This window comes from Mesorhizobium sp. M6A.T.Cr.TU.016.01.1.1, assembly GCF_003952585.1.
Classification (GTDB): Bacteria; Pseudomonadota; Alphaproteobacteria; order Rhizobiales; family Rhizobiaceae; genus Mesorhizobium; species Mesorhizobium mediterraneum.
Genome location: NZ_CP034452.1, coordinates 3,156,220 through 3,180,407 on the forward strand (window position 1 = coordinate 3,156,220; position 24,188 = coordinate 3,180,407).

The following is a 24,188-nucleotide window of genomic DNA, read 5'->3' on the forward strand; positions in this document are numbered from 1 at the left end:
GGATGGTGTCGATCCCCGGCCCACCATTCATTGCTTGGTGGCCTCGTCCAGTGCCAGATTGAGCGCCAGCACATTGACCACCGGCTCTCCCATGAAACCGAGCTCGCGGTTCTCGACATGGCTGTCGACGAGGGATTTGATCCCGGCTTCATCCATCCCCCTGGCCTTGGCTACCCTGGCTACCTGGAAATAGGCGGCTTCTGGGCTGATATGCGGATCGAGGCCGCTGCCTGAAGTCGTGACCAGATCCATCGGTACCGGCTGGTCCGGATTTTCTGCCTTCAGCCTGTCGGCGTCGCCCTTGATGCGGTCGATCAGCTTGGGATTGGTCGGACCGAGATTCGAACCGCTCGAAGCGCTGGCATTGTAGCCGTCGCCGGCGGCCGATAGGCGACCGTGGAAATAGCGGTCGCTGGCAAAAGCCTGGCCGATCAGTTCGGAACCGATGACCTTGCCGTCTTTCTCGATCAGACTGCCATTGGCCTGGCGCGGGAACACAGCTTGAGCAATGCCGGTCATGCCGATCGGATAGATCAGGCCGGTTAGCACGGTGAAGAAAACGATCATGACGATCGCGGGTCTGATTTGCTTGAGCATGGACGTAATTCCTTATGCGAGGCCAAGCGCGGTGATGGCCATGTCGATCGCCTTGATGCCGACGAAGGGGACAATGATACCGCCGAGGCCATAGACAAGAAGGTTGCGGCTGAGCAGCGCGCCGGCGCCGATGGCGCGATACTTGACGCCTCTCAGCGACAGCGGGATCAGCGCGATGATGATCAGCGCGTTGAAGATGATGGCCGAGAGAATGGCGCTCTGCGGCGTTGCCAGATGCATGATGTTGAGCGCCTGCAGCGGGCCTGACGTCTGCCCCGGCGCGATGTAGAAGACGGCGAAGATGGCCGGGATGATGGCGAAGTATTTGGCCACGTCGTTGGCGATCGAGAAGGTCGTCAGCGAACCGCGCGTCATCAGCAGCGCCTTGCCGATTTCGACGATCTCGATCAGCTTGGTGGGATCGCTGTCGAGATCGACCATGTTGCCGGCTTCGCGTGCGGCGACCGTGCCGGTGTTCATGGCAACGCCGACATCGGCCTGGGCAAGGGCGGGCGCATCATTGGTGCCGTCGCCGCACATGGCGACCAGCTTGCCCTTGGCCTGTTCGTCGCGGATCAGCTTCAGCTTATCCTCGGGCGTCGCCTGGGCAAGGAAGTCGTCGACGCCGGCTTCCGCCGCGATCGCCGCCGCCGTCATCGGATTGTCGCCGGTGATCATCACCGTTCGGATGCCCATCTTGCGCAGTTCGGCGAACCGTTCCCTGATGCCGCCCTTGACGATGTCCTTGAGATGGACGACGCCGAGCAGGCGGCCGTCGCGCTCGACCGCCAGCGGCGTGCCGCCGGATTTGGCGATGTCGTCGGCGATTGCCTGCAGGTCGCGGACGGTGTCGCTGCTGGGGCGCGTGGCATGGGTGGCGACGGTCGACTGATTGACATGGGCGAGCACGGAATCGACCGCGCCCTTGCGAACCGATGAGCCATCGATGTCGACGCCGCTCATGCGGGTTTGTGCGGTGAAGGGCACGAAAGTGGCATGCAGTGTTGCCATGTCGCGGGCGCGGATGGCGTATTTCTCCTTGGCCAGCACGACGATGGAGCGGCCTTCCGGCGTCTCGTCAGCGAGCGAAGCGAGCTGCGCCGCGTCGGCCAATTCCTGCTCGGTGACGCCTTTGACCGGACGAAATTCCGTCGCCTGGCGATTGCCGAGTGTGATCGTGCCGGTCTTGTCGAGCAGCAGTGTGTCGACATCGCCCGCCGCCTCGACGGCGCGGCCCGACATGGCCAATACATTGAACCGCACCAGGCGATCCATTCCGGCGATGCCGATCGCCGAAAGTAGCGCGCCGATCGTCGTCGGGATCAAGGTCACGAACAGGGCGACGAGCACGGTCACCGAGATGTAGCCGCCCGAATAGGAGGCGAAACTCGGGATCGTCGCCGTCGCCAGCACGAAGATCAGCGTCATGCCGACGAGCAGGATGTTGAGCGCGATCTCGTTGGGCGTCTTCTGGCGCTCGGCGCCCTCGACGAGCGAGATCATGCGATCAAGGAACGTATGGCCGGAGGCCGCGGTGATGCGCACGCGGATCCAGTCGGACAACACCTGAGTGCCGCCGGTCACCGCGGAACGGTCGCCGCCGGATTCTCGAATGACCGGGGCGGATTCGCCGGTGATCGCCGCCTCGTTGACCGAAGCGACGCCTTCGATCACCTCGCCGTCCGACGGAATGATGTCTCCGGCCTCGACGAGCACCGCGTCGCCGACCTTCAGGCTGGTGCCGGGCACCAGCTTGAATTTGGTGCGGTCGTCGCCGGTCAACAGCTTGGCCTGAGTCTCTGTGCGCGCCTTGCGCAGCGAATCGGCCTGCGCCTTGCCTCGGCCTTCGGCGACCGCTTCGGCGAAGTTGGCGAAAAGCACGGTGAACCACAGCCAGATGATGATCTGCAGGGAGAAGCCGAGATCGCCGCCGCCGGTGACGAGATCCTTGACGAACAGGACTGACGTGAGCGCCGAGACGACAGCGACGACGAACATCACCGGGTTCCGCATCAAGGTGCGCGGGTTCAGCTTCCTGAAGGCGCCGCCGATGGCGGGCAACAGGATACGAGCATCCATGATAACAGCGGATTTGGACTGGCTCATTTGGTGGCTCCAGTGTCGATGTTGTTGGATGGCACCGACCGATCGGATGCCGAAAGCAGATGCGGAAGCCCGTAAGCCAGCAACCAGATCACGATCATGACTGCCGCGATGCCAAGGAAGGTGGACATGGTCGGGAAAGGAGGAGGGGTTGCCTCCCCCTTCCGATCGGCGCGATGCCGGGTCTTGCGACGAATAGTTTCGAACCAGGACATGACATTGATCCAAGGTGGGGATCCAAGGTGGGGCGGTTTCAGAATGTCTGCCCGTGGATGCCAGCCAGGTGCTCGACGATCGGTCCGACCGCCAGCGCCGGGAAAAACGTGAGGCCGCCGACGATCAGGATGACGCCGACCAGCAGCCCGACGAATAGCGGCCCGTCGGTCGGGAAGGTGCCGGCTGAGGCAGGGGCCGTCTTCTTGGCGACCAGCGAACCGGCGATTGCCAGAGCCGGGATGATGACCAGGAAGCGGCCCATCAGCATGCCGATGCCGAGCGTGATGTTGTACCAAGGGGTGTTGCCGGTCAGGCCGCCAAAGGCCGAGCCGTTGTTGGCGGCAGCCGAGGTGTAGGCATAGAGGACCTCGGAGAAACCGTGCGGGCCGGCATTGGCGATGGAAGCGACGCCTGTCGGCAGCACCACCGCAATGGCGGTGAAGATCAGCATCGCCAGCGGCAGGCAGAGAATGGCCAGCATTGCCATCTTGATCTCCTTGGCCTCGATTTTCTTGCCGAGATATTCGGGCGTGCGTCCGACCATCAGCCCGGCAACGAAGACAGCGATCACGATGTACATCAGGATGCCGTAGAGACCGGCGCCGACGCCGCCGACAATGACCTCGCCGAGTTGCATGTTGATGATCGGGATCATGCCGCCAAGCGCGGTGAAGCTGTCATGCATGGCGTTAACGGCGCCGCAGGACGCGGCCGTGGTGATGACCGCAAACAGCGCCGATAAAGCGATGCCGAAACGTGTTTCCTTGCCTTCCATGTTGCCGCCGTCGATACCGAGCGCATGCACCAGCGGATTGCCTGCGGCTTCCGCCCAGTAGCAGACGGCGACGCCAGCGATGAACAGGACGCCCATCGCGGTCAAGATCGCCCAACCCTGGCGCTGGTTGCCGACCATGCGGCCGAAGACGTTGGTCAGCGCCGCGCCGATGGCGAAGATCGTCACCATCTGGATCAGGTTCGAGATCGCATCGGGATTTTCGAAGGGATGCGCGGCATTGGCGTTGAAGAAGCCGCCGCCATTGGTGCCGAGCATCTTGATGGCGATCTGTGAGGCGACAGGCCCGACTGCGATCGTTTGCTGCGCGCCTTCCAGTGTCGTTGCGTTGACATAGGTGCCGAGCGTCTGCGGCATGCCGAGATAGACATAGATCAGCGTCAGCACGATGCAGAGCGGCAACAGCAGGTAAAGGGTGGACCGGGTCATATCGACCCAGAAATTGCCGATCGATTTGCCGGAAGCCTTGGCGAAGCCGCGGATCAGCGCGATCGCGATGGCGATACCGGTCGCCGCTGACAGGAAATTCTGCACGGTGAGGCCGGCCATCTGCACGAGATAGGACATCGTGCTTTCGCCGCCGTAGTTCTGCCAGTTGGTATTGGTCATGAAGCTGGCGGCGGTGTTGAAGGCGAGCCCGGGTTCGACGGCGGTCATGCCAGCCGGGTTATAGGGCAGGCTGCCCTGCAGCCGTTGCAGGAAGTAAAGCACCAGGAAGCCGGCCAGGTTGAAGAACAGCAGGGCCGCCGCATAGGAGGTCCAGTGCTGCTCCTCGCGCTCGCTGGTTCCCGAGATGCGATAAAGGCTCCGTTCGAGAGGCCCCAAAATCGGCGACAGGAATGTGCGTTCGCCGCTGAAAACGCGATACATGTACCCGCCGAGCGGCTTCACGAGCAAAATGACGATCCCGCAATAAACGAGGATCTGTATCCATCCGTTGAGAGTCATTGAAATAGCTTTCCGTGCCTGGCCAGTTGCTGTCAGAAGCGTTCTGGCCGAACGAGGGCGTAGGTGAGATAGGCGAGCAGGAACAAAGTCACGCCGCCACCGAGGATGTAGTCGAGAAGCATGTTGCGATCCTCCCGCTTAAAGACTGTCGCAGGCTTTGATGTAGGCAAAAGAAAGGGCGAAGAACAAAACCCCTATCCCGAGAACGACGATGTCCATCGTGCATGTTCCTTATTTTCGTTTGTTTTCGCGTCTCCTGCAGGCGGCAGGCCGAAATCATGCGGAAACGTCCTGCCACAACGGCAGAATGACCGAGATGTGTATTTCCGGTAGAATATGGCTCGAAACACCATAAAGGTTCGAGACGTGGCGAGCGGGAAAGAAATAAAAATCCTATAGGGATTTTGCTGTCGCGATCTCAACAGAGGCACGGCGTTTGAAAACAAGATGGCCCGGACAGGCCGTGCGCCGGCGCGAGACGCTGCTGAAAATCAATGATCGCGCATGTAGATCACAGCATAGTCGTCCGTATATGCCCGCTTCCAGCCCAGTTCGTCGAAGAACGGAATGCGGCTGTCGTCCGCCGTCAGCAAGGCCCAGTCTATCGCATACTTATCGAGCTGGGCTTGGAGGACAGGCTTTCCGCCGCTGCGCCCCATTTGCTCATCTGCTTTCGCGAAGCCATTCAGAAAGAGCTGGTCTGTGCGGCCATCGATGAACGTCTTGATGCCATGGAAAATCAACGTGCCGCCGAAATCGTAGGAGTTCAGCAGATTGGCTGATAAATTGCGGGTCTGGGCGAATGCGAGCGCATTCTTGGCCGAGGTCTTCTGGCTCGGCGCGACCGGATAGGTGGCAATGAAGGCCGCCGATGCCAAAACCAGCAAGACGGCAATTCCACCCCAGACTTGGCGGAACCGCCGCACGAAAAATTGTTCAAGCCCGTCGCGCTTTTCCTCCGCCCATTTCCGGGCCGAAAGTGCTGGATATTGCTGCGCAACCTCCACGGCGAGGACGATCGGGACAAGCAGAAAGAACAGGTAAATGAAACGTATGTGGGTGAGATAGATATGCAAGGTGAAGACAAGGAACAACGCCTTGGCCCAGCCGATCTGCAGTCTCGAAACCAGCAGCCCGAAAAAGACAATCAGCAGGGCCATCTCCTGGAAACCATGCTCAGAAGCGTTGAACGGCCGCCACTCCATGATGTAGGGCACCGCTTCATTGCCATAGGCCACCGTGAAGGTAGCCAGTATGGCCTTGACGCCATAGGGATTGAGCAGGCTGACCAGCGGACATAGCAGCCCGAAGGCAACCCATTTGGCAAGGAGCGCGGGGTTGGACAGGCGTATGCGCATGAGAAGATCGAGGCCGGCAAAAGCCGCGATGACGAAGCCGAAGGTGAACGTCGCGTGGAGGTTGGCCCATAGGCAAAGCAGCGGCAGCAGCCATAGAGGCGGGGCCTGCTCGTTGCGCGCGGCGCCGAAAAGATACGCGGTCCAGACGACGATGATGGGCAAGGTGAAGATGTGCGGCCGCGCGATATAGACGGGGTCGATCAGGAGCGCCAAAACGATCGTTAGTCCCGCCCCCAGTGTCGGCTTCAGCCAGACGCTGAGATGCCACGACATCAAGAAGACCGTCAGGACGACCATGGCGATCGTCAGCAGCGCCACACCGCTCCAGCCAGCTGCGTCATAGGCAAGCGCTAGAAGAACCTGCCCGAGCCATTCCTTGGCGATCCATGGATGGCCGGCAAAGGTGTAGGAATAGGTATCGATCGTCGGGAATGCGCGGCTTGCCAGGATATCCTGCCCGACCTTGATATGCCACCAACTGTCGGGGTCCTGGAGCAACGAAGCGGCGAGGGCAAGGAGCGCAGCCGCCATGACACCCGCGGCGACCAGGCAAAACACCAGCCTTGCGCGCCGGGCGTCGTCTATCAACGGCGGTGCTTCACGGGAAGCGTGTATCTGGAGCATAGAATATCCCTGAGCTGCTTGCTGCCGAGCATCTCTATTGATGGTCAGACGGCAGGCTTGATCGCATGCACGAAATACTGGGCTCCAAGGGGAACCGTGGCGAGGAAGCGCTCGAACGGCCGCAATCTTGCGAATAGGCGCGGGAAAAAAATCCGGTAGACGATATCGGCCCTGGAGAAGCCCGCCGCGGCCACTCGCGCACGCATGTCGCGGCCGTTGATCAGAACCGCGTTCTCGTCGAAAGCACAGCTTCGCACTGCGTGCGTCGTCAGCGGATTCAAGGGATTGTGCTCGAACAGAAAGAAGCTGCCGCCACTGGCCAGCACTCTCTCGATCTCCTTGATCAGGCCGACATGGAGGTTTTCAGGGATGTGATGGAACACGCAGGCGGCGAAGGCGAGATCGAAACTCGCGTCCTCATATGGGATCGTTTCGCCGTCGAAGTGCCTGAAATGAGCCTGGCCGGGAAAGCGCTTGTGGGCGATGTCGAGCGACTGCGAGGACGGGTCGAGCAAGGTGATTTCGCTGTCGGGAAAGGCGGCGCGCATGGGTCCCAGCGAGTTTCCGACGCCCGCGCCGAAGTCGAGTATCCGCCGCGGCTTCACGCCCGAGCGGGCGAGCCTTGCCGCGACGTCATCGATTTTGTACTGCGCAAAGAAATCCGGCGTCTCGCCGCTCAGCCGGATGCTTGCGGCATGCTGCTGCTGATATTCCTGCGCGAATTGGTCAAATTCTGCCTGAAGCACGCGCGGCTCCCTTCGTCAGCTCCCCGGCCATCTCCTGCAGGCGATGGACGGGCAGCTTCTCGGAGGCGGGATCGTGGGTGGCAATCTCGTTTACCAGGTAGAGGGGCCGTCGCTTGGTCTCCATATACATGCGCCCGAGATACTCGCCGAAAATCCCGAGGACCAGAAGCTGAACGCTGCCGAGAATCAGGACGATCGCAGCCAGGCTGGTCCACCCCGGCAACACGCTGCCGACGAACCACGAGAACAGTGTGTAGCCGAGAGCGGCAAGCCCGAGAAAACCGAAGATCATGCCGAGATGCGAGGCAAACCGCAGGGGTACGGTGGAGAAACTCGTCATCGCATCAATCGCCAGCAACACCATCTTCCTCAGGGGATAGTGCGTGGCGCCGGCGAAGCGCTGGTGCCGTTCATAGGGAAAGGCCACCTGTTTCAAGCCGATCCAACTCACCATGCCGCGAATGAAGCGGTAGCGCTCGGGCATCGCATTGAGATGATCGAGCGCACGGCGGCTCATCAGGCGAAAGTCCCCGGAATCGAGCGCCATGTCGACATCGACCATCTTGCGCAGCAGGCGGTAGAACACGGCCGCGGTCGTGCGCTTGAACCAGCCTTCGCCTTGCCGCTTCAGCCGCTGGCCATAGACGACGTCGAATCCCTCATCCATCTTTGCCATCATGGCTTCGAGCAATTCCGGCGGGTCCTGAAGGTCGGCGTCGAGAATGAGAATGCGCTGGCCGCGACAAAACTCCAGGCCGGCGCTGAGCGCAATCTGGTGGCCGTAGTTGCGGGCAAGATCCAATCCGACGACGTGGCTGTCCTGTCTGGCGAGATCGAAAATGGCCTCTCGGGTACCGTCGGTTGCTCCATCGACGACCAAGATGATCTCGTAAGAATGCCCCGCTTGTTCACGGCAAGCGGCTGTCACGCGCCGGTAAAGCTCGGCGATTCCGTCGATTTCGTTGTAGCACGGCACGACAACAGACAGCGCGATAGCGCGTCGCGTGGCGATTTTCTCTGTTTGCGCCAAAAGCCCAGCTCCCGTTACTAGAACGGGAATAGGCCGAATTTGTTAGAAAACCGATAAACCGCTCAGGCCGGCCCGCGACGTCAGACAAACGACGCGTGACGGACACATGCGACGGGGATACGGAGAGGGCGGACGCTCCGCCAAATCGGCCGTTCAGCCTTCGGCCTTGAAGTTCTTGGCTTCCTTCTCGACCTTGGCGCTGTCCTTGCCGTGCTTGCGCATCAGATCCTTCGCTTGGTTGGGAGAAACGTCGGTGGTCTCGGCCAGGCGCAGGGCCTCCTTGTCGTCCGGCTCGCGCTTCTTCCGGTCGGCCATCGCGGTCTTCTTGTCAGCCATCACAACGCCTTTATGCTCTCGGCGATTTCGTTCAGCACCTTGCGGTCGGTGCCGTGGCGCTTGATCAGCGTGCGTGCCTGGTCGGGAGTGATGCCGGCTTCCTCGGCGAGATGCCTCACCTCATAGTCTTCGTCGCCGGCTACTTGTGAGCGATCGCGGTTGTCGGTCTTGGTCTTGTCGTCGGCCATGGCAGTTCTCCTCGTTTCGACCTTGAGCATAACGACGGAGATTTCGTGAGGTTCCTTAGTGCCGGCCTTCGCGCACGAACACATCGGCTTCCTTGGCGGCGGCCGCGAATGCCCGCCGCGCACTGCCAACCGCCCGCCGCTGCTCCATCGCATCCATCATGGCTTTCAAGGCCGCGCGATATTTCGGCCCGCGCTTTTCGTCTGGCCACTTGTCGACCAGAAGCGAGGCTGCCTGGACCGTCCTCGTCACAGAGAGGGGGCGGCCGATCCGTTCGCTCTCGATCGTCACGGGAATGTCGAATTGTTCATCACGCATTGACGCCGCTCCTTGACTCCGAAGACAGCAACGGCGCAGCGGGTTATACGTTCCGATGACGAATTGCGTGATCCATCCCGATCACAATTCATGGTTACTGAGTGGCTTACGTCGCCGGTAGTTCAGACAGTGCACAAGCTAGGGGCGGCATGCACTAGCGGGACCGATGGTCGAACACGACCCCCATGGTCCTACCAATTGCGGTCATGACGACAAGCTCGACCAGATGGTCGTCGCTGTCCTCACAAGCTGGGTCTGCTCGGCGGATGGCATCTATTGCGGCTCTGGTCGATATGGTGTCGCCGGCGCGGAATTTTGAAAGCGCAGATGAAACAAGTTCCTGGACGGTCAAGTCAACGGCAGGCGCTCTCGAGACGATGTTCATTGGCCTCCTCCGCCCCTCTCCCATGAGAATATTACGCCGAATGGCAGTTTTCGCCAGCGAAATAGTGGTCAGACCAGAGGCCAATCGGGCCGGGGATGCTCACCTTTTTGCAGGGGTCAGCGCGACGCTGCCGATTTCGATTTCTCTCGGCTCCTCGCAGCTGGCTTGATCCTTATGCGCACCGCCCCACCCTCGGGATGATCGATCTCAAAGGCATTGGTTTTCCGCACGAGATCGCTCAGCTTGCGAAAGCCGAAGGTTCTGGGATCGAAGTCCGATGCCAGATTTGCGAGCTGATTGCCGACAATGCCGAGCGGCACCCAGCCGTCCTCGGTTTCCATCTGTGAAATGACCTTGGTGATGATCGGCGTCGCGGCGCTGGGCGGCTGCAAAGATTTCGTCGGCGCCGCATCCTGAGCGTTGGCTGGCGCAGTCGGAAGCAGGTTCTCGGTGTATACGAACCGGCGGCATGCCTGCCGAAAACTCTCCGGTGTCTTCTGCTCGCCAAACCCATAAACGTCGATCCCATGCTCCCGGATGCGAGCGGCAAGGCGGGTGAAATCGCTGTCGGAGGACACCAGGCAGAAGCCTTCGAACCGCCCGCTGTGGAGAAGGTCCATCGCGTCGATGACGAGCGTGATGTCGGATGCGTTCTTGCCGGTGGTGTAGGCGAATTGCTGCTGCGGGATGATCGCGTGCTTCGACAGCACATCGGCCCACGCCTTCGAACGGGTGCTGGAGAAGTCGCCATAGATGCGACGAACGCTTGCCTCGCCAATCTTTGCGATTTCCTCGAACAGCCCGTCGGCAATCTTGGCCGAGGCATTGTCTGCGTCGATCAGCACAGCAAGCCGTGGAGAACGCGGTTCGGTTGGCACGGTGGGCCCCCTGTTCTGGCTTCGCACCAAATGACATAATGCCATATGGTGCAGCGGTAACCTTTTTATCGAGATTCGACGAACGTCACCTACTTCTTCCGGTACAAGATCATACCTGCGTGGTGGAGCACGCCGTCAATAAATTCGCCATCGGCGGTAAAGCCGGTGTCGTCCCAGTAGTCGATGTGGTTGCCCCGGATTTCATAGCGCCCCTGGTATGCGCTATCACGGTTTCCGCGCGCTTCGTCATAACGACCGTTTGGAAGCAAGTTGTGACGGATATGGCCATCGGCCGTGACCCACATCCCGACATAGGGGTGGCTTTTCGAAACCTGGGTAGCTGTGGTTTGCTCGATATTCATCTGGGTGAAACCTTTCTGCATGGGTAAGACGGCTGCGCCGGCAAGAAGCCCGGCAGCGGTAAGCATCGAAACCTGTTTCATGGGACAGCTCCTCAGGGTTGTTTGCCGGGAGCGGCGCGACGCTCAGCGAACAGCTCGGAGAGCGCTTGCGATGCTGCGATCGCGCGGGGAAATCCGGCCGGAACCGTCACCATGTACATGACTTCCTTCAGCTCACCCTCGGACACGCCGATATTCAGCGCATAGCCGGCATGAATCCTCATGAAGGCGGCCTCACCCATGGCTGCGAATACCGCGACGGCGGCGAGTTGGCGTGTGCGGCTGTCGAGCCCCGGGCGGGACCAGACGTCGCCGAGCGCATAGCCCTGGGTTGCTGCGGCCAGAAACGGAAACTCCTGTCTCATGCGTTCCAGCGTCGGTTGCGGAGCGCCACTGTTCAGGCTCCTGACGACAGCGTCGCCGCGTTGCAGCCGCTCTTCCATCGTCTGCGATTTGGCCGTTTGAGGAACCGCGCCGAGCAGCAACGCTGCGGCAATCACGATGTACGCGCCGTGAAAACGAAAATCCATTTTTGCCTCCCTATTTGTTGGCTGTCGGCCGGATGACGATCTCGTTCACGTCGACATCGTCCGGCTGTTCGATGACAAAGCGCACGGCGCGGCCGATGGCGTCGGGCTGCAGCGCAATGGCGCGATAGGTCTTCATCGCTTCCGCCGCCACCGGATCGGTGATCGTGTCGGCGAGCTCGCTCTCGACCACGCCGGGATGGATGCAGGTGACGCGGATGTTGTCGTGCTCCTGCCGCAAGCCATCGGAGATGGCGCGGACCGCGTATTTGGTTGCGCAATAGACAGCGGCTGTCGGCGATACCGAAAGCGCGCCGATAGAGGCGATGTTGACGACATGGCCGTAGCCTCGGGCCGTCATCTCCGGCAGCACCGCGGCGATGCCGTAGAGCACGCCCTTGATGTTGACGTCGACCATTCGGTCCCACTCGTCGACCTTCATCGAGGCCATCAGCGACAACGGCATGACGCCGGCATTGTTGACGATCACGTCGACGCGTCCCCAGGCCTGGCGCGCCGCCTCGGCAAAGGCGGCGACATCGGCGCGGTTGGTCACGTCGAGGCGGCGTGTCATTGCCTCCCCGCCCTTTGCCCTGATCTCTTCCGCGAGCGCGTCCAGCCGATCGGTGCGGCGCGCACCGAGCATGACCTTTGCTCCGGCAGCACCGAGCTCCCGGCCGATGGCGGCGCCAATGCCGCTCGAAGCCCCGGTGATGAGCACGACTTTGTTGAGGGACATGTTTCGTCTCCATCTGGTTGATCTTGCAAACTGCGATGCAGCGGTTGCCACGAAGATGGATCTGTTTCACTGTTGCGATAAGACGGCCATTCCTTCCCAAGATGGAAAGCACAGCTAACCAATGCAGCCGGACCTCAATGCGCTTGCGGTCTTTGCCCTCGTGTGGCCGAGGAGCGGAGCTTTCGCGCGGCTGCGGACCGCATGGGCGTCACCCGCTCGGCGGTGAGCCAGACGATGAAGAGGCTGGAAGAGAAGCTCGGTATTGGCCTTGTCCGGCGCACGACGCGAAGCGTCAGCCTGACCGAGGCTGGCGAACGCCTCTACGCCGAGATAGCGCCGGCCATTGCCGACATGCGCGCCGCAATGGAGACCACCGGGGACCTGCGCGGTCGTCCGCGCGGGCAGTTGCGGCTCGCCGTCTCGTCGATCGCCGAGCGCTTTCTTTCAGGGCCGTTCCTGGCGACCTTTGCCGAAGCCAATCCGGAGGTTCAGATCGACATCACGGTGACGGACGAGGAATTCGATATCGTCGCAGAGGGATACGATGCCGGCGTCAGGCTCGGCGAGGTGATAGAGCAGGACATGATCGCGGTGTCTGTCGCCGGTGACGAGCGGCAGCTGGCCGTCTGCGCGCCGGCCTATCGCGATCGGTTTGGGGCGCCTTCGCATCCGAGGGAGCTCGCTGGCCATCGCTGCATTGGCTGGCGCCGCGCACCGAAGGTCGCGCCCTATCGTTGGGAATTCGCGGAGAACAGCAATGAGTTCAGCGTCGCCGTTGCGCCGGAGATCACGACCAACGACATGGCGCTGATGATAAAGCTCGCCATCGCCGGCGCCGGCATCACCTTCGGCATGGAGGAGAGTTTTCGCCCGTGGATCGATCAAGGCGAGCTGGTGCCGGTTCTCGAGGATTATTGCCCGCGCTTTGCCGGCTTCTATCTCTACTATCCGAGCCGTCGCAACGTAGCGCCGAAGCTGCGCGCCCTTGTCGATCACCTGCGGCGTCTCGGTTAGCGTTTTCGGCGCGGACGCTGATGAAGGCATGGCAGGACGCCGTGCTGACGAGCATGTTCTACAAGACCTACGAGGCGGCACCGACCAGCCCACCATCCTTTTGGGGCGGAGCCCAGATCGTCAACCCCGCTGGACGCACCGGCATCTCGATGTTGCAATTACATTAGCGTAAGCGCATGTTTTCATCAGCCGGCGCAAGCCGGTTAGGCCCGGTAGCCGGCCGGTCACCCCCAATAGGCTGCCGGGCCGCCCGCCTGCCGCGTTTTCGCGATATCACGGCTTTTCCGGTTTGCTCGGCAATCCGGTCCGGAAGTGCTTCGCTGCCCATCGGCCGCGCAGATGCCGACATCGGCGGCGCGGCAATGCAAGTCGAGCCATGCGTTCAATTTACACACAGCCGAGCAAACATGGCAAAAAGTGCACTGTCACCGTAATTCGCAAACCCTTGCGCTATAGGGGATAGAATCAATTCGCGACGAAATGACGGTCGTTTGCGACCCCGCGACGCAACAGGTCACGCGCAATGGGCGGGATCCCACCACAGGGCGCCGCACAGGGTCAGCGGCACCTCGGTCGGGGGAGCGGCTGCTAGTCCCCATGGACGGCGACGTAACTGGACCCGCAGGATTGATAGCAGGTCCCGCCACATCGCAATTACGTGGCGGCCACGTAACTTACACACTGCTGCTGGAACACCACGAATGCCGAGCCTAGGCTGCTTTGACAGCGGGTGGCGCAATGGCAGCGAGTACCAGACTAAAGGGCAGAGAGAGCGCATTTTCAGCGGCAGCACGACGGTTCCCGCAGTCCGAATTCTTGATCCGTCGGCTGATGGATCGAAGCGAAGCTTTTTGTGACATGTGCGAAGAACTTGCTGAAGCGGAAGACGCATTGTCGAAGGTCTACACCGTTGCGGTGGAATTGCGTGAGACGAGGGGGGCCGAATGGCAAGAATTGATAAGCAGGTTGACCGAGGAAGTCGGAACCGCACTGCAGGACAAGGAGGGGCTCGTGAAGCCGCGCCCGAACGGCTGATTGGTCGGCGCCTGCGAGCGTCATCCTTTTTGGTCCCAGCCTTGCTCTTTGCAGGCGCAGCGTCAGCCCAGGACGACACGCAGGAACTCGCCAAGAAACTGTCGAACCCGATTGCCTCGCTGATCAGCGTGCCGTTCCAATTCAATTACGACAGCGGCTATGGGCCGAACGACGGCGAGAAGGCCTATGTCAACATCCAGCCGGTCATCCCCGTCTCGCTTAATGCCGACTGGAACATGATCTCGCGCACGATCGTGCCCGTGATCTGGCAGAACGACATCGCCGGGCCATCGGGCGAGCAATTCGGCCTCGGCGACATAACCCAGAGCCTGTTCTTCTCGCCGTCCCAACCGACGGAGTCCGGCATCGTCTGGGGAGTCGGCCCGGTGTTTCTGGTTCCTACCGCGACCGACGAACTGCTCGGCGGCGGCAAATGGGGCGCAGGCCCGACCGCCGTCGTGCTGAAGCAGAGCCATGGATGGACCATCGGCGCGTTGGCGAACCACATCTGGTCGTTCGCCGGCGACAGCGACCGCCGTGACATTAGCTCGACCTTCCTGCAGCCCTTCGTTTCCTACACGACGAAGGACGCCTGGACGTTCACGCTGAACACCGAGAGCAGCTACAATTGGGAGGCCGAGACATGGTCCGTTCCGGTCAATTTCCAGGTCTCGAAGCTGGTCGTCGTCGATAAGCAGCCGATCAGCCTCTTCGCCGGCGTCCGCTACTGGGCTGAAAGCCCCGACAGCGGCCCGGACGGGTGGGGCTTTCGCACCGGAATTACACTTCTGTTCCCGAAAAAATGAGAAGACCGGCGCAGCCTGCCGGCGCGAAACTTATGAAACGAACGAATTCGATAACTCATCGAACAATAAAGGATTACAACAAATGTTGACGAAGCGAGATCTACTTCGCTCAGCCGCGGCGATTGCCGCTGGCGCCGCGATTGCGAACCCAAGCCTGCTGATGGCGCAGAGCTACCCCGGCATCATCGAGGCCAAGGACATCGCCGAGGAAGGCTTCATCTACGGCCTGCCGCTGGTGATGAATTATGCGGTGATGAACGAGTTCGCCGTTGACCCCAAGTCCAGCCAGTTCAAGGCGCCGTTCAACAAGATCGACAACCTCAACCATGTGGCGACCTACGAAGACACAGCGGTAGTCACGCCGAACAGCGATACGCCATACTCAATACTGTGGCTGGATCTGCGTGCCGAGCCGATGGTGATCTCCGTGCCGGCGGTGGAGAAGGAGCGCTATTATTCGGTGCAGCTGATTGACGGCAACACATATAACTTTGGCTATATCGGTAGCCGCGCCACGGGAAACGTTCCGGGTTCCTACCTCGTTGTCGGACCCGACTGGAAAGGCGAGAAGCCTGCCGGCATCGGCCAGGTCTTTTCCTCGACTACCCCGTTCGTGTTCGCCAACTTTCGGACCCAGCTTATCAACGCCGAAGATATGCCGAACGTGGAAAAGGTGCAGGCCGGCTACAAGGCGCAGCCGCTTTCCGCCTTCCTCAAACAGCCCGCGCCGCCCGCCGCGCCGACGATCGACTTCCTTCCCGCCACCACCGCCGGGATCAAGGAAAACTTCTTCCAGTATCTCGATACGGCCCTGCAATTCGTCCCCGAGACGCCAAGGGACAAGGAGATCCGTGCGAAACTGGCGAAGATTGGTATCGGTCCCGGCAAGACTTTCGAGTTGAAAGATCTATCGCTCGAGCACAAGGCAGAAATGCTGATAGGCATGAAGCAAGGTGACGATAAAATCAACAAATGGCTGACCAGCGGAAACAAGCCCATCAACGGCTGGAACGTCAGCTCGCTTCTTGGCGACGAAGCCTTCTACAACGGCGATTGGTTGATGCGGGCAGGAGCAGTCAAGGCCGGCATCTATGGCAATGATGCCGTGGAAGCCATGTATCCCTTTACCCGTACGACTGCGACGGGCGATACACTCGACGCCAGCAAGCACAACTACACCCTCACCTTCGCACCCGGACAGCTCCCGCCGGTGAACTCTTTCTGGTCGGTGACGATGTATGACGGCAAGAGCCAGCTGCTGATCAAGAACCCGATCAACCGCTACCTCATCAACTCGCCGATGTTGCCCGGCATGAAGAAGAACGAGGATGGCTCGCTCACCCTCTATATCCAGAAAGACAGCCCCGGCGCGGACAAGGAAGCTAACTGGCTGCCTGCACCCAACGACACGATCTATCTCGTCATGCGGCTGTACTGGCCGAAGACCGAAGCGCCTTCGATCCTGCCGGCTGGCAAAGGCACGTGGCAGCCGCCCGGTATCAAAGTGGCGCAATAGTTATCCCGACTGTGCGATGCGTGGTGCCGACTAGGCACCGTCAACGAGGAGAGAGTAATGATACAAGCGACGAGACTGCTTTGCGCCACCGCCGCGGTGGTTCTGATGGGCTTGGGCACTGCGTCCGCCGAAGCGCCCAAGATGAAGATGACGACGCCGATACCGGATTCGATCATCACGCCGGAGAGTTTGGACACCAGGCTTGGCAAGCTGAACTTTTTCGACGGCTTCCCGGATGACGCCACTTCGGAGAAGCTTTACGACAACCTCGACTTCATGCGCGGCGTCGATGCCTTCCTCAACGCCATGCCCGGCGCATCGGTTGAAGCCCTGCGGGTTGGATTGGCCAGCCAGGGCGCCGACAATAATCAGACCATCCTGATCTTCGAAAACCTGATGGATTCGCATTCGTTGTTCCTCACCGGCAACACCGAAAGTATCTACAATCTGATGTGGCTGGACACCAAGGCGGGTCCGCTGGTCATCGAAACACCGCCCAACATCCTGGGCATGATCGACAACCACTGGTTCGAATATGTCGGCGATGTCGGCAATGCCGGCCCGGACAAGGGCAAGGGTGGAAAATACCTGCTTTTGCCGCCGGGCTATGAGGGCGAGATACCTGAAGGCTATTTTGTATTGCGGACGTCAACCTACGGAAACCTGTTCTTCTGGCGCGGCTTCCTTGAGAATGGCAGCACTGCAACCGCGGTCGAAAACACCAAGAAGTTCGCCAAGGTGTATCTTCTTTCGAAAGCCGACAACCCGCCGCCGATGAAGATCATCAATACCTCCGGCAAGGAATACAATACCATCCATGCCAATGACTTTCATTTCTACGAGGAAGTGAACAACATCGTTCAATACGAGCCGAACGAGGCCTACCATCCGGAAGTGCTGGGACAGCTCGCCGCCATCGGCATCGAAAAGGGCAAACCCTTCGCACCCGACGAGCGGATGAAAAAGATCCTCACCGAAGCCGTCGCCGTAGGCAATGCGACAGCGCGCACCATCACCTTCAAGACCCGCATGAAGGACGCCTATTATTATCCGGACAGTGCCTGGTTCACCGGCTTTGTCGGCGGCAGCTACGAGTTTCTTCTGCAGCCCGGCGTTCGCTATCTGGATGCTCGTGTCCTGTTCCACTACTATGCGACGGGCATCACGCCGGCCATGGCGATAAAGCGGGTCGGCATCGGTTCGCAATACGCCGGCGCCACCACCGACAAGGACAGCAAACCGTTCGATGGCGGCAAGACCTATAAGATCCACCTGCCGCCAAACATTCCGGCAAAAGAATTCTGGTCGTTCGTTGCGTATGACAATCAAACGCGTTCGATGCTGCAGACGGACCAGCAATTCCCCAGCATCGGCAGCGACAAGAAAGACATTGTGATCAACGCGGACTCCTCGGTCGATGTCTGGTTCGGTCCGACAGCGCCGGAAGGCCATGAGGCCAACTGGGTCCAGACAGTTCCCGGCAAGGGCTGGAACGTCCTTCTTCGCCTCTATGGCCCGCTGGAGTCCTGGTTCGACAAGAGCTGGAAGCCGGGCGAGTTCGAACTGGTGCAATAGGGAAAACAGTCGAATCGAGCGGATGGTTCTCTACCCGCTCGATCGATCTTCAGGCGAAGGTTCAATGACTTCGGTAAGCGATTGCCGCTCAAAACCGGCAATTCAGATTGTTCGTCGCTGCGTTGATGCTTATCGTGCGCAACTGGCGAACCCTGATGAAAACCATCACCGCGTTCACCGTCGCGCACTCGATCACACTCACGTTCGCCACGCTCGGGTGGGTCGCCCTGCCTTCGGGGCCAGTCGAGATTATGATCGCCTTCAGCATCGTTTTGATCGGCGCCGAGATCATCCGGATGGACCGGCCGAACCAGTCTCACGATAGCGTGGCCGGGGCTCTTCAGTTCGAAGCGTGCTTCTTCTTTGGCGTTATGTACCGTTCGCGATCGTTGTAGGAGACCGCGACGGCGCCAGTGGCCTTTGTCGAGAGCCTGTTCAGATAGTTGTCCATATGGTGATCGGCGAGGTCAGCAAAGCTGATCGAACGCCAGAACTCTCCAACGGAAATGCGGTCGGCATTATGGCTTGGCAGGAACACATAATGAGGACCGTCCAGCAAGATCACTTCCGGCCCGACATGCTCGTAGGATCCGTGCAGGCGGTTGATTAGTGCTGTCACAGGCGGCAACATCGGCACCATATCGTTTTCGTCGACGACACGTGTGATCGAAAGGGACCCTATTCGCTCGACGCCTGCCGCCGTGGTGAATTTCGGCTGGCCAAAGGTGACGACCCGAGCAACGTCGTAGCCATCCCGAGCAAGGTATATCGCAAGGATCGCTGCGATCGCGCCGCCAAGCGAGTGTCCTGTTACGAACGTTTTGTAGTTCTGTTTGAGGGAAGGCTTCATGTCGGCGTAGAGGGCGTGCGACGTGGCGTCGAAGCCTGAGTGGATCGGCAGGCCGAGTTCGAGGTCCTGGCGGATCCTGATCTCGATGTCTTCGAAAATATTCTTCCTGTTGGCTGTTCCCCGGACCGCGATGTATTGGGTCCGCGTCTTGTCGTCCCGCTCCACGAAATACTGGGCATCGGTGGCGCCGGGCGAGCCGACGCGCACCGTGGCCGGATACTTGGCGCGGATGACTGCTTCCGTCGCATAGGCCGTCTTCGCTCTGCCGGCATAAGCCAAAAGCTCTGTGAAATCGACATCGGCGGGCGTCACCGTCGATCCCAGCGCCTGCAATTCTTTCGATGACACGCCGACGCACGCCGTCAGCGCCATCGCGCAAAGGGCGATCACTGCGAGCAGTTCAAAGCGACTTTTCACGCGAACCATCTCGTGGCAATTGCTGTGCGATCATGCTGGAGCCGCCGCATCGCCGGTCAGGGGGCTTGGGCACGGCCCGAATTCCGTTTCGCGGACTGCCTTGTGCACCGGCTTCAGCGCCGCGAGGCGGATCATCGATTGCTTTCCTGGCTCGGCTGTGAATTTCGTCTGGATGATCAGCGTCCCGTACTCGACGTCCCCGATCCTGGCTCTTGAACGGGCGATGAGATCGGGCGCCAGTTCGGGGTCGGCGGCAATCTCCTCACCGATCTTCTTGAACAGCTTGCGGATCGGTTCGACATCCGTGTCGAAGGCGACACGGATGGCGACGGCGCAGGGTTTTATGAGTTGGACCGCTTTCAATTGCATCAGTAGCAGGGCGGGTAGGGATAGTAGCCGCACGCCGGGGGCGGGTAATAGGGCGCAGCAGCAGCGGCTGCGCCAATAGCAGCCCCGGCAACTGCGGCTCCCGCGACAGCGCCAGCACCATACCAAGCTCCATGATAGACGGGAGCATGCCAGTAGGCGCCGCCGCCGTATCCACCACCATGCCAGACCGCACCACCGTAGCCGCCCACATGGGCGAAGCCGCCGCCGCCCGGTCCGCGAAACGCAAAGGCGTCAATGAAAAGTGCTGCCGGACCACTCGCGTTGTTCAGACTACCTTCCAGGACGGCAACGTCGAATGTGAGCGTGGTTCCCTCAAGCTTCGGAGCCTTGAGCGTAACCACGGCATCGTTCACCTCTGAACCGTCTCCCCCAAGGACTGAGAGCGTTGCGTTCGGGGGATCGATAGCGAAACTGTCCTTGCCTTCATCCCATTGCATGATGAATTGCTCGGTGGTGACATGGCCGGCGGCCCGCACCGGCCGATCGGCAAACACGATCGAGTTTTTCGAAACGCCGGTCAGGACGAGCTTGCCGCCGTCAAGCTTGGCACTCTGCGAATTTATGACGGCGAGGGATGGGACGGCGCCTGTCGCCTTGACCTGGCCGATGGTCTTTTCCAGCGGCACGTGAGGCTTCTTGGCGGTTTCTTGCGCCATTGCGCCCGCAGTCGCGAGGGCAAGGCCTCCAGCAAAAAATATTATACTCGTTATGCGATTGGCGTTCATACTGAAAAATCCTCCTTAGAGATGAGAGCAAGCCGCGTCGCAGACTACAGCGCATCTAGAATGGGCAAATGAAATCCGTGCGGGACGGCCCGTGCCGGGTCAGCTCACCTTCTTGACGGGCGGTACAGTCCAGCTTCCGTCGTTGACGAGACTTCCCTTCGATACATCCGGTGCACGGGATGAACCCGCCCTTCTTGGGAGAAGTTATGCGCATTTGGCCTACGACGTGAAACGTAACTTACAGTATCCTACAGGCAGATTTTTGCGGCTTCCCGTGTGGCCAAGCAGCTTGTCCTCGATGGCGAGGGCGACCGCCGCACGCTGAGCGCCGGCAAGCTGCTAACGTCTCAAGTATCTGAGCAGATAGCGCCGTTACGCAGGAACTGGTCCATGCTCTGTGCCGCACGGTGCATCCGTAATCATCTCTTCGTCGCCGCTGTTATGACGGCGTTTCTTATAACCGATAGCCTGATGGGCGGTTACTTCATTCCGGCAGGTTCGATCGTTTCCAGCGCGGAAGCGCGCGTCGGCAGGCCGCTTACGCCCGGCAGCGTCGCCGGCGTAGCGCGGCGCACAACGCGCCGGGCCGTTCGCCGTTCGACGATATACGTGGCGGCGCTTCCTCCCGCCTGCGTTAGGACTAGCATCAACGGCGCTACGGTTTGGCAGTGCGGCGGGACATACTACCAGCCCTCTGGCGGCCGTTACGTCGTCATTTACGTGAACTGATCGTAGCCGCCGGCGGAGCGTCAGGGAAGGGTCATGGCTTTTCGCAAACCTTCTCTCAGAGAACGGCTGCAATGGGGTCAAACCCGGGCATCCTGCCGTCGTTGCGGACGTTTTGGCGAACGTAGTCAGATACCAAGACATCGACCCTTAGGTGGCGTTCGTATGAGATGCCAACGGCCATTTTAGCGTCAAGGACTGAACGGTCCGCAGTGCGCTGGCCAGTATTAGCCCGTAGGTTACAGTTAGTTACGTTCCCTGACGTGAGCCGATCGGCCAAGGTCACTCACAGCCGTCATCCCATCGCCCCGCAAGAGGACAGCAGCCTCTGGAGCAAATGGTGCCCGTAGCCAAAGAACAATTCAGCCTGCACACAAGGGGAATAGCAATGCGAAAATACATGACACGCATCGCGGCAACGTCAGTAGCACTTTCGACTGCGATGGCAGCCTACGCACAAGATCAAAGCCCCCTTCCAAAGGCCAGCGATGTGCTTGTCCGCTACGGGGACGACGTCGAGGGCTGGACCGTCTATGCCAATCAAACCCGCGGTGATTGCTTGATCGTGCACTCAGATGGCCCAAGTTCGGTGCAAATGGGTGTTACCGCAAATCGGGAGGTCGGCTATCTTGGCGTGTTCACCAAAGAGGATATCGGCCTTCAGAACGGGACCAAGTCGGACATCTTCGTCTCCATTGACGGCCATCTCTATCGTGGTGTGGCCACTAGCACGAGCGGCGAACTCAAGGGCGGATACTCTGGCGGCTACATCTTGACAGACGACCCGAAGTTCAAGCGCGACGTAGCGAAGAAATATAAAATGACCGTGTTTCCGGAAACCAAGGGAGCCTTTGTCGTCGATCTGAAGGGGACCTACAAGGCAATGGCAATGGGCCACAAGTGCCTCACGCAGTGACTCCGGCGGTCAAGGTCTATAACGAAGTTTTTGAAAAATAACGACTTTCATGGAAGTCAGTTGGCGGAGAGAGCGTCCTCCATACTTATGTCCTCCATCGTCTTCTGATGTCCACCAAGCTATTGTAAATAGGTGATTTTCTTTGACCAACTGTCGTCCATTGACGTGACGCCAGAATACTCCATAAGTACTACGCCTTCTGGATCCACCGCAGGACATTGTCCTCTATATCCACTAACCTTTCCACGCATTATAGTGCTCTAAACGCACGCGATCATGGTGTGCGGGTTGGGAGGACTATTTCATGGCAAAGCCAGTGTTAGTACCAGTCGGCCCGGATTTCTCGCTGTCGGCAGCAAGTGTCGACCTGAACCTGAAAGCACACAGAGTCCAACTCGAAGAGAACGTCCCGCCGAGCGCGACAGTCACCGACGAGGGCGCTTATTTCGCCGGCGGGACCGCGGTGACAACAGATTTCACGTACACCGGTATCTGGTTCGGTTCGAACTTCTCAGACCGAATGATCGGTGACGACTTCGGCAACCTTTTTTTCAGTGGCCTCGGCAACGATTTCCTGCACGGCGGGGCCGGGGATGACTCCCTCAGCGGCGGTCTCGGCGACGACACCATCAACGGCGGTGACGGCAACGACACTATCAGTGGCAGTGACGGTAATGACATCTTGAACGGTGGGGCTGGCGATGACTCCATCAGCAGCAGCGATGACAGCGGAGGTCACTCCTCTCCCGGTGACGACACCGTCAACGGCGGGGCCGGGAACGACACTATCAGGGACGGTCGTGGGAACGGCATCCTCAACGGTGGGGCCGGGAACGACATCATCGGCGGCGGCGAGGGTAACGACACCATCTACGGCGGTGCCGGCAACGACACCATTCGCGGCGACGGCGGCAGACCCCTCAATAGTAACGGCACCGACATCATTCACGGCGGTGCCGGTGACGACATCATCTACGGTGATGAATTCCTTCCATCCGGCCGGGATAACATCCTATTCGGCGACAAAGGCAACGACACCATATTCGGTTACCTCGGGAACGACACCATCGACGGCGGTGCCGGCAACGATATCATCGACGGGGGTGATCCCGTCTTCGGAGATTCCGGGAGTGATACCTTGACAGGAGGAGGCGGCAACGACACCTTCATCTTCCACGACTGGGTAAAGGACACGATAACAGATTTCAAGCACGGCCAAGACAAGTTCGACCTAAGGGACACCCACGCCACCTCGTTTCTGCAAGGTGTCGATTTCAACTCAGCACAGTCGGCTCTCGATTACCTCGACGCCAACGAAATATCCGCCGAGGGCATGGTAGTAAAGGTCATCGACGGTTCTGCCGGAACCCTCATCGGTTTCAGCGACGACGCCGGCACAATCGACCTCGACGTGTCAGTGGGTGCGAAGGCAGCAGCTCTCATAACCGATTCAGACTTCATCTTCTAACCCAGAGTGAGGGGCGGCGCACAGGTCGCCCCTCACACCTGAGATACACGGAAATGCGGACAGAGCTAGGGAGTGCGCGGCTTAGGGGACGCCCAAACCGGTATCAGAGCCAACCTGACCGCTCCACACACCTCGGCTTCCCCGGGCGGCGGTAACACAGACGGCTTCCAAGTCTCCGACGGGCTCGGCGCCACGACCGCCTGAGCATACGCTCCGCTGAAAGCTTCACGGCTCCCGGAACTGAAGCAAGACCATGCCCAGCTATTCGAAGCGGCGAGCGCGGGCGATTGCTGCAGCGCGTCGGCATCCTTATTTTTAGCAAAATTTTTGATCACCCTTTGCAGAGGGTAGTCTGCATCTTTGCTAGAAGCCGACCGGTCTACCGCGGGGGTGGTGGGTAGGTTCCACAGGCTTCGCAGGCAATCGAAGGGCAGGTACCTGCTCGGAGGGGCATAGTGGGGAAGGAAATGGGGAAAGATCACAACCAAGCCGTAAAGCCAAACGTTTTCAGCTGGATAGGACGATAGTTGGCGGAGAGAGCGTCTTTCGACTTGACGCTTACGTC

At 59.9% G+C, this 24,188-nt stretch carries 27 protein-coding genes and 2 pseudogenes; 11 read left to right on the top strand and 18 right to left on the bottom strand.

The genetic code is table 11. From position 1 onward, the window contains the following. Window positions 1-27: 27 nt before the first annotated feature. The 11 genes from kdpC to EJ075_RS15280 form a co-directional block, all read right to left on the bottom strand. Window positions 28-597, bottom strand: coding sequence for a potassium-transporting ATPase subunit KdpC (kdpC, locus tag EJ075_RS15230; RefSeq protein WP_126104903.1), 570 nt, complete (start codon window positions 595-597; stop codon window positions 28-30). Between the two features lie 12 nt (window positions 598-609). Further along, window positions 610-2,703, bottom strand: a complete 2,094-nt coding sequence (gene kdpB / locus EJ075_RS15235) for a potassium-transporting ATPase subunit KdpB (RefSeq protein WP_126104904.1) — start codon at window positions 2,701-2,703, stop codon at window positions 610-612. After that, window positions 2,700-2,915: a hypothetical protein gene (locus tag EJ075_RS15240; RefSeq protein ID WP_126104905.1), complete on the bottom strand. Its 216-nt coding sequence runs from the start codon at window positions 2,913-2,915 to the stop codon at window positions 2,700-2,702. Before EJ075_RS15240 ends, kdpB begins: the two co-directional genes overlap by 4 nt. Before the next feature lie 38 nt (window positions 2,916-2,953). Beyond that, window positions 2,954-4,657, bottom strand: coding sequence for a potassium-transporting ATPase subunit KdpA (gene kdpA / locus EJ075_RS15245; RefSeq protein WP_126104906.1), 1,704 nt, complete (start codon window positions 4,655-4,657; stop codon window positions 2,954-2,956). Window positions 4,658-4,689: 32 nt separating this feature from the next. Next, a complete protein-coding gene (gene kdpF / locus EJ075_RS15250) occupies window positions 4,690-4,779 on the bottom strand; it encodes a K(+)-transporting ATPase subunit F (protein ID WP_032918612.1) in 90 nt (29 codons plus the stop codon). A gap of 369 nt (window positions 4,780-5,148) precedes the next feature. Further along, the gene (locus EJ075_RS15255) at window positions 5,149-6,639 is read right to left on the bottom strand and encodes a hypothetical protein (RefSeq protein ID WP_126104907.1); all 1,491 of its coding nucleotides are present in this window, start codon (window positions 6,637-6,639) and stop codon (window positions 5,149-5,151) included. Window positions 6,640-6,683: 44 nt separating this feature from the next. Then, window positions 6,684-7,385, bottom strand: coding sequence for a class I SAM-dependent methyltransferase (locus tag EJ075_RS15260; protein WP_095488449.1), 702 nt, complete (start codon window positions 7,383-7,385; stop codon window positions 6,684-6,686). After that, window positions 7,366-8,415, bottom strand: a complete 1,050-nt coding sequence (locus EJ075_RS15265; protein ID WP_126104908.1) for a glycosyltransferase family 2 protein — start codon at window positions 8,413-8,415, stop codon at window positions 7,366-7,368. The genes EJ075_RS15260 and EJ075_RS15265 overlap by 20 nt, the downstream gene beginning before the upstream one ends. 153 nt (window positions 8,416-8,568) lie before the next feature. After that, the gene (locus tag EJ075_RS15270) at window positions 8,569-8,751 is read right to left on the bottom strand and encodes a hypothetical protein (protein WP_164546994.1); all 183 of its coding nucleotides are present in this window, start codon (window positions 8,749-8,751) and stop codon (window positions 8,569-8,571) included. After that, a complete protein-coding gene (locus tag EJ075_RS15275) occupies window positions 8,751-8,939 on the bottom strand; it encodes a DUF3606 domain-containing protein (protein ID WP_095488451.1) in 189 nt (62 codons plus the stop codon). Before EJ075_RS15275 ends, EJ075_RS15270 begins: the two co-directional genes overlap by 1 nt. Before the next feature lie 55 nt (window positions 8,940-8,994). Beyond that, a complete protein-coding gene (locus EJ075_RS15280; protein WP_126104909.1) occupies window positions 8,995-9,255 on the bottom strand; it encodes a DUF982 domain-containing protein in 261 nt (86 codons plus the stop codon). 166 nt (window positions 9,256-9,421) lie between these two features. Here EJ075_RS15280 and EJ075_RS33355 point away from each other — a divergent pair, with 166 nt between their 5' ends. Then, window positions 9,422-9,574: a hypothetical protein gene (locus EJ075_RS33355; RefSeq protein ID WP_206437551.1), complete on the top strand. Its 153-nt coding sequence runs from the start codon at window positions 9,422-9,424 to the stop codon at window positions 9,572-9,574. A gap of 182 nt (window positions 9,575-9,756) precedes the next feature. Here EJ075_RS33355 and EJ075_RS15290 read toward each other — a convergent pair whose 3' ends face one another. The 4 genes from EJ075_RS15290 to EJ075_RS15305 all read right to left on the bottom strand — a co-directional run bounded on the left by EJ075_RS15290 (window position 9,757) and on the right by EJ075_RS15305 (window position 12,185). Beyond that, window positions 9,757-10,518, bottom strand: a complete 762-nt coding sequence (locus tag EJ075_RS15290; RefSeq protein ID WP_126104910.1) for an NYN domain-containing protein — start codon at window positions 10,516-10,518, stop codon at window positions 9,757-9,759. Between the two features lie 89 nt (window positions 10,519-10,607). Further along, window positions 10,608-10,880: an Atu4866 domain-containing protein gene (locus EJ075_RS15295; protein WP_245458188.1), complete on the bottom strand. Its 273-nt coding sequence runs from the start codon at window positions 10,878-10,880 to the stop codon at window positions 10,608-10,610. 92 nt (window positions 10,881-10,972) lie between these two features. After that, window positions 10,973-11,362 (bottom strand): carboxymuconolactone decarboxylase family protein, encoded by a 390-nt coding sequence (locus tag EJ075_RS15300; RefSeq protein ID WP_245458189.1) that lies wholly within the window; start codon window positions 11,360-11,362, stop codon window positions 10,973-10,975. Window positions 11,363-11,459: 97 nt separating this feature from the next. After that, window positions 11,460-12,185, bottom strand: coding sequence for an SDR family oxidoreductase (locus EJ075_RS15305; protein WP_126104913.1), 726 nt, complete (start codon window positions 12,183-12,185; stop codon window positions 11,460-11,462). 121 nt (window positions 12,186-12,306) lie between these two features. Between EJ075_RS15305 and EJ075_RS15310 the strand changes: the two are divergent. From EJ075_RS15310 to EJ075_RS15340, 7 genes and pseudogenes are all read left to right on the top strand, one after another. Continuing rightward, window positions 12,307-13,199 (top strand): annotated as a pseudogene (locus tag EJ075_RS15310) (LysR family transcriptional regulator). A gap of 20 nt (window positions 13,200-13,219) precedes the next feature. Further along, window positions 13,220-13,366: a hypothetical protein gene (locus tag EJ075_RS33135; protein WP_164547108.1), complete on the top strand. Its 147-nt coding sequence runs from the start codon at window positions 13,220-13,222 to the stop codon at window positions 13,364-13,366. A gap of 571 nt (window positions 13,367-13,937) precedes the next feature. Beyond that, complete coding sequence (locus tag EJ075_RS15320) at window positions 13,938-14,234, top strand: hypothetical protein (RefSeq protein WP_126104914.1); 297 nt, start codon at window positions 13,938-13,940, stop codon at window positions 14,232-14,234. A gap of 11 nt (window positions 14,235-14,245) precedes the next feature. Further along, window positions 14,246-15,040, top strand: coding sequence for a transporter (locus tag EJ075_RS15325; protein ID WP_245458194.1), 795 nt, complete (start codon window positions 14,246-14,248; stop codon window positions 15,038-15,040). Between the two features lie 82 nt (window positions 15,041-15,122). Then, window positions 15,123-16,556: a DUF1254 domain-containing protein gene (locus EJ075_RS15330; RefSeq protein ID WP_126104915.1), complete on the top strand. Its 1,434-nt coding sequence runs from the start codon at window positions 15,123-15,125 to the stop codon at window positions 16,554-16,556. A 57-nt stretch (window positions 16,557-16,613) separates the two neighbouring features. Further along, window positions 16,614-18,131 (top strand): DUF1254 domain-containing protein, encoded by a 1,518-nt coding sequence (locus EJ075_RS15335; RefSeq protein ID WP_126104916.1) that lies wholly within the window; start codon window positions 16,614-16,616, stop codon window positions 18,129-18,131. A gap of 107 nt (window positions 18,132-18,238) precedes the next feature. Then, a pseudogene (locus EJ075_RS15340) lies at window positions 18,239-18,526 on the top strand (HupE/UreJ family protein); the annotation flags it as partial. On the opposite strand, the gene EJ075_RS15345 reads toward EJ075_RS15340, so the two are convergent. Genes EJ075_RS15345 through EJ075_RS33365 form a run of 3 tightly spaced genes read right to left on the bottom strand, consistent with a single transcriptional unit; the run spans window position 18,472 to window position 20,513 of the window. Beyond that, complete coding sequence (locus tag EJ075_RS15345) at window positions 18,472-19,398, bottom strand: lipase family protein (protein ID WP_164547109.1); 927 nt, start codon at window positions 19,396-19,398, stop codon at window positions 18,472-18,474. The pseudogene EJ075_RS15340 and the gene EJ075_RS15345 sit on opposite strands and share 55 nt — an antisense overlap. Window positions 19,399-19,428: 30 nt before the next feature. Next, the gene (locus EJ075_RS33360) at window positions 19,429-19,767 is read right to left on the bottom strand and encodes a hypothetical protein (protein ID WP_206437552.1); all 339 of its coding nucleotides are present in this window, start codon (window positions 19,765-19,767) and stop codon (window positions 19,429-19,431) included. Continuing rightward, the gene (locus EJ075_RS33365; protein ID WP_206437553.1) at window positions 19,767-20,513 is read right to left on the bottom strand and encodes a hypothetical protein; all 747 of its coding nucleotides are present in this window, start codon (window positions 20,511-20,513) and stop codon (window positions 19,767-19,769) included. The genes EJ075_RS33360 and EJ075_RS33365 overlap by 1 nt, the downstream gene beginning before the upstream one ends. 441 nt (window positions 20,514-20,954) lie before the next feature. Here EJ075_RS33365 and EJ075_RS33540 point away from each other — a divergent pair, with 441 nt between their 5' ends. The 3 genes from EJ075_RS33540 to EJ075_RS33965 all read left to right on the top strand — a co-directional run bounded on the left by EJ075_RS33540 (window position 20,955) and on the right by EJ075_RS33965 (window position 23,623). Then, window positions 20,955-21,242 (top strand): hypothetical protein, encoded by a 288-nt coding sequence (locus EJ075_RS33540; protein WP_126107342.1) that lies wholly within the window; start codon window positions 20,955-20,957, stop codon window positions 21,240-21,242. 385 nt (window positions 21,243-21,627) lie between these two features. Further along, a complete protein-coding gene (locus tag EJ075_RS15370) occupies window positions 21,628-22,155 on the top strand; it encodes a hypothetical protein (RefSeq protein WP_095488462.1) in 528 nt (175 codons plus the stop codon). Window positions 22,156-22,459: 304 nt separating this feature from the next. Continuing rightward, a complete protein-coding gene (locus EJ075_RS33965) occupies window positions 22,460-23,623 on the top strand; it encodes a calcium-binding protein (RefSeq protein ID WP_126104919.1) in 1,164 nt (387 codons plus the stop codon). Window positions 23,624-24,188: the final 565 nt, after the last annotated feature.